General features: G+C 57.5%; 8 protein-coding genes. 5 read left to right on the top strand and 3 right to left on the bottom strand.

What is annotated here, in order from left to right; translation table 11 throughout:
* The first annotated feature begins 202 nt into the window (after positions 1-202).
* From dnaA to gyrB, 4 genes are read left to right on the top strand one after another with little or no spacing between them, the layout of a single operon-like run.
* Positions 203-1,720: a chromosomal replication initiator protein DnaA gene (dnaA, locus tag LQ249_RS00940; protein WP_026140277.1), complete on the top strand. Its 1,518-nt coding sequence runs from the start codon at positions 203-205 to the stop codon at positions 1,718-1,720.
* A 38-nt stretch (positions 1,721-1,758) separates the two neighbouring features.
* Positions 1,759-2,862, top strand: coding sequence for a DNA polymerase III subunit beta (dnaN, locus tag LQ249_RS00945; RefSeq protein WP_017848945.1), 1,104 nt, complete (start codon positions 1,759-1,761; stop codon positions 2,860-2,862).
* 20 nt (positions 2,863-2,882) lie between these two features.
* Positions 2,883-3,986: a DNA replication/repair protein RecF gene (gene recF / locus LQ249_RS00950; RefSeq protein WP_010565854.1), complete on the top strand. Its 1,104-nt coding sequence runs from the start codon at positions 2,883-2,885 to the stop codon at positions 3,984-3,986.
* Positions 3,987-3,990: 4 nt separating this feature from the next.
* Complete coding sequence (gyrB, locus tag LQ249_RS00955) at positions 3,991-6,408, top strand: DNA topoisomerase (ATP-hydrolyzing) subunit B (protein ID WP_017848946.1); 2,418 nt, start codon at positions 3,991-3,993, stop codon at positions 6,406-6,408.
* A 138-nt stretch (positions 6,409-6,546) separates the two neighbouring features.
* Here gyrB and norW read toward each other — a convergent pair whose 3' ends face one another.
* Positions 6,547-7,680 carry an NADH:flavorubredoxin reductase NorW gene (gene norW, locus LQ249_RS00960; RefSeq protein ID WP_057004920.1) on the bottom strand — a complete coding sequence of 378 codons (1,134 nt, stop codon included), beginning with the start codon at positions 7,678-7,680 and terminating at the stop codon, positions 6,547-6,549.
* Complete coding sequence (gene norV / locus LQ249_RS00965) at positions 7,677-9,119, bottom strand: anaerobic nitric oxide reductase flavorubredoxin (RefSeq protein ID WP_017848948.1); 1,443 nt, start codon at positions 9,117-9,119, stop codon at positions 7,677-7,679. The genes norW and norV overlap by 4 nt, the downstream gene beginning before the upstream one ends.
* 160 nt (positions 9,120-9,279) lie before the next feature.
* Here norV and norR point away from each other — a divergent pair, with 160 nt between their 5' ends.
* A complete protein-coding gene (norR, locus tag LQ249_RS00970) occupies positions 9,280-10,803 on the top strand; it encodes a nitric oxide reductase transcriptional regulator NorR (RefSeq protein ID WP_232566120.1) in 1,524 nt (507 codons plus the stop codon).
* Between the two features lie 85 nt (positions 10,804-10,888).
* Here norR and LQ249_RS00975 read toward each other — a convergent pair whose 3' ends face one another.
* A complete protein-coding gene (locus LQ249_RS00975) occupies positions 10,889-12,091 on the bottom strand; it encodes a cytochrome P450 (RefSeq protein WP_057004921.1) in 1,203 nt (400 codons plus the stop codon).
* Between the last annotated feature and the right edge of the window lie 68 nt (positions 12,092-12,159).

Below are 12,159 nucleotides of genomic sequence, written 5' to 3' on the forward strand. Positions count from 1 at the left end.
CACAGACTTTCGACCCCACTTGTGCAACGAGCTCAGGGGCGCTTATCCACAGAGCTTATGCACAGACCATTGGTCGCCTTTATTCACGTTAAGGCGTTGATTTTGGCTGGCCTGTGCGCAACCTACATGTGGATAAGTGGGCGGCCGACCGCTACAATGGCGGCTGTTTTTGCCTCACCGGCTTTCAACTTAGGGGATATCCGTGTCAGTGGAACTTTGGCAGCAGTGCGTAGAGCTTTTGCGCGATGAGCTGCCTGCCCAGCAATTCAACACCTGGATCCGTCCGCTACAGGTCGAAGCCGAAGGCGACGAGTTGCGCGTCTACGCACCCAACCGTTTTGTTCTCGACTGGGTCAACGAGAAGTACCTGAGCCGCGTTCTCGAATTGCTCGATGAACATGGCAACGGCCTCGCGCCCGTGCTCTCCTTATTAATAGGCAGCAAACGTAGCTCCGCGCCTCGCGCTGCGCCGAATGCGCCATTGGCGGCTGCCGCGTCGCAAGCCCAGGCGGTGACGGCTCCGGTCAACCACGCGCCGGCTCCCGCGCCGACGCCTTCGAAATCGTCGGCCCAGAAAAACGCGCCGGCCAATGAAGAGCCGTCCCGCGACAGCTTCGATCCGATGGCGGGTGCCAGTTCCCAGCAAGCACCGGTTCGCGCCGAGCAGCGCACCGTGCAGGTCGAAGGCGCGCTCAAGCACACCAGCTACCTGAACCGCACCTTTACCTTTGAGAACTTTGTCGAGGGTAAATCCAACCAGCTGGCCCGCGCGGCCGCCTGGCAAGTCGCCGACAACCCCAAGCACGGTTACAACCCGCTGTTCCTTTATGGTGGCGTTGGCCTGGGTAAGACGCACTTGATGCACGCGGTGGGTAACCATCTATTAAAGAAGAACCCGAATGCCAAGGTCGTGTACCTGCACTCGGAACGCTTCGTGGCTGACATGGTCAAGGCCTTGCAGCTCAACGCTATCAACGAGTTCAAGCGGTTCTACCGTTCCGTGGATGCCTTGCTGATCGATGACATTCAATTCTTCGCGCGCAAGGAACGTTCCCAGGAAGAGTTTTTCCACACCTTCAACGCCCTGCTCGAAGGCGGCCAGCAGGTCATCTTGACCAGCGACCGCTACCCGAAGGAAATCGAAGGCCTGGAAGAACGCTTGAAGTCGCGCTTCGGCTGGGGCCTGACCGTGGCGGTCGAGCCACCGGAGCTGGAAACCCGCGTGGCGATCCTGATGAAAAAGGCCGATCAGGCCAAAGTCGATCTGCCCCACGATGCCGCGTTCTTCATCGCCCAACGCATTCGCTCCAACGTGCGTGAGCTGGAAGGCGCGCTCAAGCGGGTCATCGCGCACTCGCACTTCATGGGCCGCGACATCACCATCGAGCTGATTCGCGAATCCCTGAAAGACCTGCTGGCTCTGCAGGACAAACTGGTAAGTGTGGATAACATCCAACGCACCGTGGCCGAGTACTACAAGATCAAGATTTCCGATCTGCTGTCCAAGCGCCGTTCGCGCTCGGTGGCACGTCCGCGTCAGGTGGCCATGGCACTCTCCAAGGAGTTGACCAACCACAGCCTGCCGGAAATCGGCGATGTCTTCGGTGGCCGCGACCACACCACGGTCTTGCACGCATGCCGCAAGATCAACGAGCTTAAGGAATCCGACGCGGATATTCGCGAGGACTACAAGAACCTGCTGCGTACACTGACTACTTGATGACACCAGCGCAGCTTATTAAGGCAAGGGACTAGACCATGCACTTCACCATTCAACGCGAAGCCCTGTTGAAACCCCTGCAACTGGTCGCAGGCGTCGTCGAGCGCCGACAGACCTTGCCGGTGCTTTCCAACGTATTGCTGGTTGTCGAGGGCCAGCAATTGTCCTTGACCGGCACCGACCTGGAAGTCGAACTGGTGGGTCGCGTTCAGCTGGAAGAGCCCGCTGAACCTGGCGAGATCACCGTGCCCGCGCGCAAGCTGATGGATATCTGCAAAAGCTTGCCCAACGACGCACTGATCGACATCAAGGTCGATGAGCAGAAGCTGGTGGTCAAGGCCGGCCGCAGCCGCTTCACCTTGTCGACCTTGCCGGCCAATGACTTCCCGACTGTGGAAGAAGGCCCGGGTTCGCTGACCTGCAGCCTGGAGCAAAGCAAACTGCGTCGTTTGATCGAGCGCACTAGCTTCGCCATGGCCCAGCAGGACGTGCGCTATTACCTCAACGGTATGTTGCTGGAAGTGTCGGAAGGCATTATTCGCGCCGTGGCCACCGACGGTCACCGCCTGGCCATGTGTTCGATGAAGGCCGATATCGGTCAGCCGGACCGTCATCAGGTGATCGTGCCGCGCAAAGGTATCCTTGAACTGGCGCGTCTGCTCACCGAGCCGGACGGTATTGTCAGCATCGTCCTGGGCCAGCATCATATCCGCGCCACCACTGGCGAGTTCACCTTCACCTCCAAGCTGGTTGACGGCAAGTTCCCGGATTACGAGCGTGTACTGCCCAAGGGTGGCGACAAGCTGGTGGTCGGTGATCGTCAGGCCCTGCGTGAGGCGTTCAGCCGTACTGCGATTCTGTCCAACGAAAAGTACCGGGGTATTCGCCTGCAATTGGCCAACGGCCAACTGAAGATCCAGGCCAACAACCCGGAACAGGAAGAAGCGGAAGAAGAAGTGGGCGTCGACTACAACGGCGGTTCGCTGGAAATCGGCTTCAACGTGAGCTACTTGCTCGACGTGCTGGGTGTGATGACCACCGAACAGGTTCGCCTGATTCTGTCCGACTCCAACAGCAGTGCGCTGGTGCAAGAATCCGATAACGATGACTCGGCTTACGTTGTTATGCCGATGCGTCTGTAATCATGCTCAGCAGAAGCTAGATGTCCCTCAGTCGCGTCTCGGTCACCGCGGTGCGCAATCTGCACCCGGTGACCTTCTCCCCCTCCCCCCGCATCAATATCCTCCACGGCGCCAACGGCAGTGGCAAAACCAGCGTGCTGGAAGCCATCCATTTGTTGGGGCTTGCCCGGTCTTTCCGCAGTGCCCGCCTGTTGCCGGTGATTCAGTACGAACAACTGGCGTGTACGGTGTTTGGCCAGGTCGAGTTGGCTGAAGGTGGCCATAGCAGCCTGGGGATATCCCGTGATCGCGGGGGCGAGTTTCAGATCCGTATCGACGGGCAAAATGCTCGCAGCGCGGCGCAGTTGGCGGAAATCCTGCCGCTGCAACTGATCAACCCCGACAGTTTCCGTTTGCTCGAAGGCGCGCCGAAAATCCGTCGGCAGTTCCTCGATTGGGGAGTGTTCCACGTGGAACCGCGCTTCATGGCCACTTGGCAGCGCCTGCAGAAGGCCTTGCGGCAGCGGAACTCATGGCTGCGGCATGGTACACTTGACGCCGCGTCGCAAGCAGCCTGGGACCGGGAACTGTGCCTGGCCAGCGACGAAATAGATGAATACCGCCGCGCCTATATCAAAGCCTTGAAACCAGTCTTTGAGCAGACCTTGAGTGAGTTGTTGGACCTCGAAGGGCTGACGCTGAGCTACTACCGCGGTTGGGACAAAGAGCGTGAACTGAGTGCAGTGCTCGCCACGTCCTTGCAGCGGGATCAGCAAATCGGCCACACCCAGGCCGGCCCCCAGCGCGCTGATTTGCGTCTTAGGTTAGGCGCACATAATGCCGCGGATATCTTGTCCCGCGGCCAGCAGAAGCTGGTGGTATGTGCATTGCGTATCGCCCAAGGGCATTTGGTTAGCCAGGCCCGGCGCGGTCAATGTATTTATCTGGTGGATGATTTGCCGTCAGAACTCGACGAGCAACACCGCCGAGCGTTATGCCGCTTGTTGGAAGACTTACGCTGCCAGGTGTTTATCACCTGTGTAGACCACGAATTATTGAGGGAAGGCTGGCAGACGGAAACGCCAGTCGCTTTGTTCCACGTGGAACAAGGCCGTATCACCCAGACCCACGACCATCGGGAGTGAAGGCATGAGCGAAGAAAACACGTACGACTCGACCAGCATTAAAGTGCTGAAAGGTTTGGATGCCGTACGCAAACGTCCCGGTATGTACATTGGCGACACCGATGATGGTAGCGGTCTGCACCACATGGTGTTCGAGGTGGTCGACAACTCCATCGACGAAGCTCTCGCCGGTCACTGCGACGACATCAGCATTATCATTCACCCGGATGAGTCCATCACCGTGCGCGACAACGGTCGTGGCATTCCGGTAGACGTGCATAAAGAAGAAGGCGTTTCGGCGGCAGAGGTCATCATGACCGTGCTCCACGCTGGCGGTAAGTTCGACGACAACTCGTACAAAGTATCCGGTGGTTTGCACGGCGTAGGTGTTTCCGTAGTAAACGCCCTCTCCGAATTGCTGGTGCTGACCGTGCGTCGCAGCGGCAAGATTTGGGAGCAGACCTACGTTCACGGTGTTCCGCAGGAACCGATGAAGGTTGTTGGCGAAAGCGAAACTACCGGTACCCAGATTCACTTCCGTCCTTCTGACGAAACCTTCAAGAACATCCACTTCAGCTGGGACATTCTGGCCAAGCGGATTCGTGAACTGTCCTTCCTCAACTCCGGTGTCGGCATCGTCCTCAAGGATGAGCGCAGCGGCAAGGAAGAGCTGTTCAAGTACGAAGGCGGCCTGCGTGCGTTCGTTGAATACCTGAACACCAACAAGACTCCGGTCAACCAGGTGTTCCACTTCAACGTCCAGCGTGAAGACGGCATCGGCGTGGAAATCGCCCTGCAGTGGAACGATAGCTTCAACGAGAACCTGTTGTGCTTCACCAACAACATTCCGCAGCGCGACGGCGGTACTCACCTGGTGGGTTTCCGTTCCGCGCTGACGCGTAACCTGAACACCTACATCGAAGCCGAAGGCCTGGCCAAGAAGCACAAAGTTGCCACCACCGGTGACGATGCGCGTGAAGGTCTGACTGCGATTATTTCGGTGAAAGTACCGGACCCTAAGTTCAGCTCCCAGACCAAAGACAAGCTGGTGTCTTCCGAAGTGAAGACCGCCGTGGAACAGGAGATGGGCAAGTACTTCTCCGACTTCCTGCTGGAAAACCCGAACGAAGCCAAGCTGGTTGTCGGCAAGATGATCGACGCAGCGCGTGCCCGTGAAGCCGCGCGTAAAGCCCGTGAGATGACCCGCCGCAAAGGCGCGCTGGACATCGCCGGCCTGCCGGGCAAACTGGCTGACTGCCAGGAGAAGGACCCTGCCCTCTCCGAGCTGTACCTGGTGGAAGGTGACTCTGCTGGCGGTTCCGCCAAGCAGGGCCGTAACCGTCGAACCCAGGCCATCCTGCCGCTGAAGGGTAAGATCCTCAACGTCGAGAAAGCACGCTTCGACAAGATGATTTCCTCCCAGGAAGTCGGCACCTTGATCACGGCGTTGGGCTGCGGTATCGGCCGCGACGAATACAACATCGACAAGCTGCGCTATCACAACATCATCATCATGACCGATGCTGACGTCGACGGTTCGCACATCCGTACCCTGCTGCTGACCTTCTTCTTCCGTCAGTTGCCGGAGCTGATCGAGCGCGGCTACATCTACATCGCCCAGCCGCCGTTGTACAAAGTCAAAAAGGGCAAGCAAGAGCAATACATCAAAGACGACGACGCCATGGAAGAGTACATGACGCAGTCGGCCCTGGAAGACGCCAGCCTGCACTTGAACGAAGAAGCGCCGGGCATTTCCGGTGAGGCGCTGGAGCGTCTGGTCAACGACTTCCGCATGGTCATGAAGACGCTCAAGCGTCTGTCGCGCCTGTACCCTCAGGAACTGACCGAGCACTTCATCTACCTGCCGGCCGTGAGCCTGGAGCAGTTGGGCGATCACGCAGCGATGCAGGATTGGCTGGCCCAGTACGAAGTGCGTCTGCGCACCGTCGAGAAATCCGGCCTGGTGTACAAAGCCAGCCTGCGCGAAGACCGTGAACGTAACGTGTGGCTGCCCGAGGTCGAATTGATCTCCCACGGCCTGTCCAACTACGTCACCTTCAACCGCGACTTCTTCGGCAGCAACGACTACAAAACCGTGGTCACCCTGGGCGCACAACTGAGCACCCTGCTGGACGACGGCGCTTATATCCAACGTGGCGAACGCAAGAAGCAGGTCAGGGAATTCAAGGAAGCCCTTGACTGGCTGATGGCCGAAAGCACCAAGCGTCACACCATCCAGCGCTACAAAGGTCTGGGCGAGATGAACCCGGATCAACTGTGGGAAACCACCATGGACCCCGCTCAGCGCCGTATGCTGCGCGTGACCATCGAAGACGCCATTGGCGCAGACCAGATCTTCAACACCCTGATGGGTGATGCGGTCGAGCCTCGCCGTGACTTCATCGAGAGCAATGCTTTGGCGGTGTCTAACCTGGATTTCTGATCGGGTGTAGGCACTCACAAAAGCAGCTGACGTTCACACTATGCTGCTTTCGCCGCGCTACAAAAAAGGCCAACCCCTGCGGGTTGGCCTTTTTTTGCCCGTATGTCCAGGAACGCGCGAGAGCTCTGCCAATTGGATTCACAACGAGAGTTGCCGTAGTAACGTAAAGGCCTGCTTCATTTGGTCTTCACTGACGACGAACGCACGTAACTGCCCTGCCATATCCATGCCTCTGGCTATCAGCCCCTGTGCCTCAAGGCTGATCTGCCATTGCAAATCCTTGCGGCTGGTTTCTCCGGCCAGGTGCAGCGGCATTTCCGGAGTCTTGACCTTCACCAGCATCGCCGGGAACTTAACTTCCTCATTCCCACCCAGCACATTACGCGCCAGGGTCATGGCGCTTACCTGGATAGGTTGCAGAAACGGCAGTAGCTTGCCCTGGATTTGCGCGCAATCGCCAACGGCGAATATGCGTGGGTCAGAGGTACACATGCGTTCATCAACTTCAATGCCACGGTCCACTCGTAAGCCAGCCTGTGTGGCTAACGTCGTATCGGGTTTCAACCCAATTGAGGCAACGATCACATCGGCGCTGATGTGTCGGCCGTTGGACAACGTCGCCAACAGGCCATCGTTTCTCTTTTCAATGGATACCAACGCCTGGTTAAACAGCATTTCCACACCCATCTGGCATAACCGGTGCTGCAGGCGGCTGCTCACCTCAACAGGAAGCAACGATGCGAGCAGGCTGCAGGACTTGTCCATCAGCACCACCTGCTTTCCAGCACGATTGATGTCCATTGCCAGTTCACTGCCAATCAAGCCGGCCCCGAGGATCAGTACGCGCTGTGCAGCCCGCAGTGCATGTTGTGCATGACGGTATTCCTGCTGGCTGTTCAGCGTCACCATCCACTCCCGCCCGGGAATCGGCGGAACCATGGCTTGCGCCCCCGTGGCGAGAATCAGTTGGTCGTAGCTGAATGCCTCATTACCGGTGCTAACACGCTGGTTTTCGCGATCAATCGCAGTGAGCTGGCAGCACGAGTTCAGGGTCAACCGATACATCTCGGCAAACTCTGCTGCAGGCTGGCGAGTCATGTCGTCTGCGGTCTGATTGAGACTGACGACGTGACTCAGGTCGGGCTTGTTGTACTCATCGCAACTGTCTGCAGCGATCAATCGAATGGGCACCGCCGCATCGAGCCGGCGCAAGTTCTTGACCACCTGACGAGCCGCGAAGCCGGAGCCCACAATGACGATTTCCCGGTTCATGTCGCCTCCGAAGGCAGCTCATCGAATACCGATTTACCCATTGAACATTCAGGGCACAGGAAGTAATCAGGCACATCACACCAGGCCGTACCGGCCTGCACATCCTGCATAGGCTCGCCGATCGCGGGGTCGTAAATCCATTGGCAGACACTGCAGCGCATGCGCAGGCCGTTGTCCGCGATGGGGTCTGCCTGGGCAGTTGCGGTGGCTGCAGCGGGTGCGACATGTGCAGCCGTCGATGGATGCAGCGCCCATTGCCGAGCGATTTCGCGGCCATGAGCCCGGCAAACCTCAAGCGCCTCGCCGTCCGGCCGCCACTTGGCTTTGAGCGCCAATGTGGTTTCAAAACCAGCGTCCATCAAGCGCGTCTGGATACGGTCTACCGCCCCGCCATTCCAGCCGTAACTGCCAAACGCCGAAGCCTTTTTGTCACGAAAACGCAGCCCGGTTATTTCCTCCAGCAGTGCGGCGACTTTAGGCATCATCACGTTGTTCATGGTGGACGAGCCCACCAAAACGCCTTTTGAGCGGAACACGTTGGTCAGAATTTCATTCTTGTCGTGGCGTGCGACGTTGAAAATCTTCACCGCCACACCTGGATCGACTTCGTGAATACCCTGCGCGATGGCATCGGCCATCATGCGGGTGTTGTTCGACATGGTGTCGTAGAACAGGGTGATGCGATCCTCCTGATAGTCCGCTGCCCATTCCAGATAGCGGTGCACGATCTGCGTCGGATTATCACGCCACACCACGCCATGAGCGGTGGCAATCATATCGACCGGCAGGTTGAAACCGAGGATCTCGGTAATCTTGGCAATGACCAGGCGACTGAAGGGGGTGAGGATATTGGCGTAGTAGCGTTGGCACTGTTCGAACAGTTCGTTTTGATCCACTTCATCATTAAACAGGTGTTCGTCGCAGTAATGCTGGCCAAAGGCGTCGTTACTGAACAGAACGGCATCGCCGGTCATGTACGTCATCATGCTGTCCGGCCAATGCAGCATCGGGGTTTCCACGAAAACCAGCTGTTTGCCATTGCCGACATCCAGGGTGTCGCCGGTATGGACGACGTGGAAATTCCACTCGGGATGATGGTGATGACCGTTGATCGAGTCCACGCCATTGGCGGTGCAATAGATCGGCGTATTCGGGATCAGCGACATCAACTCTGTCAGCGCCCCTGCATGGTCCTCTTCCGCGTGGTTGATGACGATACAGTCCAGCGTGTTCAGGTCGATTTCCATCGCCAGGTTCTGTATGAACTCCCGACTGAACCTGTGATCAACCGTATCAATCAGTACGGTCTTTTCTTCACGGATCAGGTAGCTGTTATAGCTGCTACCTTTGTGGCATTTGTATTCTGTGCCATGAAAGTCCCGCACTTCCCAATCGCGCTGACCGACCCAATGAATGTTGTTTTTGACGTGAATTGACATGACCTACCTCGGTATAGAAATGATGTTCTACACCAAAGATGGCAACCTTCGTGCCACATAATAACTAGTTGATTTAAAAGGAAAAATAAAACAATGATTGTCAATATGACATTGCCCGACTATTGTCTTTATGACTAATTCATTGTCAAAGTGACAAACCATGAGTCTCTCCGTTGAATCCCTGGCACGCATCGCTATTGAGCTGCAAAGCGGCATTTCCCATCAGGACCGTTTTCAACGTCTGATCAATACCCTGCGCCAATTGCTGGGTTGCGACGCCTCTGCCTTGTTACGTTATGAACAGCGACTGTTCCGTCCGCTGGCGATCGATGGCCTGGCACCGGATGTTCTGGGGCGCCGCTTCAGCCTTGATGCACATCCACGTCTGGAAGCCATCGCCCGCGCCGGTGACGTGGTGCGCTTTCCGGCAGAGAGTCATTTGCCTGATCCCTATGACGGCCTGATCCCCAGCCGGCAGGACCTCAAAGTACATGCCTGCATCGGGTTACCGTTGTTCGCGGACCAGACACTGATTGGCGCGCTGACGATCGATGGCATGGACCCGGCACAGTTTGATCACTTCAGCGACGAAGAACTGCGACTGGTGGGCGCCCTCGCTTCTGCTGCCTTGACCAATGCGTTGCTGGTCGAGCAACTCGAGAGTCAGACCATTACGCCTCTCTCCATCAGTCATGTCCCGGCGGGCAAACCCGGCACCGAAATGGTCGGGCTCAGCGAGGTCATGCAACAGTTGAAAAGAGAGATCGAAATGGTGGCAGGTTCCGACCTGAACGTTTTGATCACTGGAGAAACCGGGGTCGGCAAGGAACTGGTCGCCAAGGCGATACATGAAGGTTCATCACGCGCCAGTCACCCTGTGGTCTATCTAAACTGCGCTGCGCTGCCGGAGTCAGTGGCTGAAAGTGAGTTGTTCGGCCATGTCAAAGGTGCCTTCACCGGGGCGATCCATCATCGCACCGGGAAGTTCGAAATGGCCGATAACGGCACACTGTTCCTCGACGAAATCGGTGAACTGTCGCTGAGCCTGCAAGCAAAACTGCTGCGGGTATTGCAATACGGCGACCTGCAACGGGTCGGTGACGATACCGTCTTGCGGGTCAACGTAAGGGTGCTTGCCGCGACCAATCGTGACCTGAAGCAGGAGGTGCTGAACAATCGCTTCCGGGTCGACCTGTTCCACCGTTTAAGCGTGTTCCCTGTGCATGTGCCGCCACTGCGTGAGCGTGGGCAGGACATCACATTGCTAGCGGGTTTTTTCTGCGAACAGAGCCGGGTACGCATGGGATTGCGACGGGTGGCGTTGGCTGCCGGTTGCCTGTCGTTGCTCAAGCAGTATTCGTGGCCAGGAAACGTTCGCGAACTGGAGCATGCTGTTTATCGAGCGACAATCCTTGCTCGTGCGACCCAGCAAAGTGAAGAGCTGCTGCTGGAAGCACAGCATTTCAATCAAGTACCCGAACAGCTGGCGATACTGCCTGTTGCTGTGGATGTTCCTTCCAGCAGCGTTGGCCAATGCCTACGGGACGCGACGGATAGCTTCCAGCGTCAGCTGATTGAAAGCACGCTGAAAAATTGCGCAGATAACTGGTCTGCCTGTGCGCGAATGCTCGATATGGATGTGGCCAACCTGCACCGACTGGCGAAGCGGCTCGGTTTGAAATAACACTCGCGGCCGATCAGGGCTCAATGCAGGTCAGTCATGCTGACCCACATGTCGCCCTCGCCGCCAAGCTGTCCAGCATAAAACGCTATCGGATCTCGGGGGGAAGGCCGGCGCCCAGCGGTTGAGACGGCGGTTTCTGAATCTGCAGGTGTAGAGAAGAAAACCCGCCGGCAGGGAAAAACGCGTTCACTGGTTCTTTATCCGGCGCCAGCGTAATCCGGCTGGTGCGTCCAAGCAGTTCCTCCATCACGATCCGTAGCTCCAGTCTGGCAAGCGGCGCACCGGGGCAGACATGAATGCCGGCGCCATAGAGCAGGTTCAGCTCGGGATCGCGATCGAGGCGCAATTCATCGGGATCTCCAAAGACCGCTTCGTCCCGATTGGCAGACGCCCAGTTGAGGGCAATACGCGAACCCTTCGCCAGCGTGCGCCCGCCCAGCGTGACCTCTTTCGTAGTCACCCGACGGTTCATGATCAGTGGCGCATGAATACGCAGTATTTCATCAATGGCGACAGGTAACAGCGCGGGTTGTTCGCGCAATCGCTGCTGCCACCCGAAGTTGGTCGCCAGATAGTGCGCAAGAATGCCGACCGAGGCGGAAATGGTTCCGAGTTCGCCGACTGTCCAGTTACGTAGAATGCTGACGATCTCGTCGTCCGTCAGGGGCCTTCCCAAGGACTGATCGCGTAGCAAGAGGGTCGTGATGTCATGCGACGCAGCGGCGCCAGCGGTACGGCGCACGTCCAGCAGATCCTTGATGTAACCGTCAAACTCAAGGGCCACGGCACTCAGGGCCGCCTCGTCTCTGGACAGCGTGGCCGAGTGATTCTTCAGCGTCCACAGGCGCAGCGGTTCATGAAAATCCGCCGGCCAACCCAGCCAGGCACACTGGATCTGCAACGCAAAGATCTGGGCAAATTCGCCGATCAGTTCTGCACGGCCTTCATCCGGTAATGCCTGCACCAGACGAACCGCTATGTCACGGCACGTCGGCGCAAAGGCATCCATATGCTCCGGGCTGAAATAACGCTCGATGAGGTTCCGGTACGCCGTATGTTCGGGCGGATCCATTCCGTTGGGGACCGCGGGGAAACGCGAGACGGCATTACTGAAGGTTTCATGATCGTTAAGTACGCGCAGCACATCCGCATGCCTGAATAACGACGTATAGCCATATTGACTGTGTGCGACCGGGCAACGGTGGCGCATGTCGTCATAGGCTGTCGTCTGATCCTTTAATACGGCTTCAGACCTGGGATCCCAATCCGGTAGCGATTTCTTGTCCATCGTTTACTCCATAAACCCGTCCCGCTGAGAACCCGGAAACAAGGAAGCAAGGTTTGTCGGCCTACTTG

The organism is Pseudomonas sp. 7-41, from assembly GCF_021233075.1.
Classification (GTDB): Bacteria; Pseudomonadota; Gammaproteobacteria; order Pseudomonadales; family Pseudomonadaceae; genus Aquipseudomonas; species Aquipseudomonas veronii.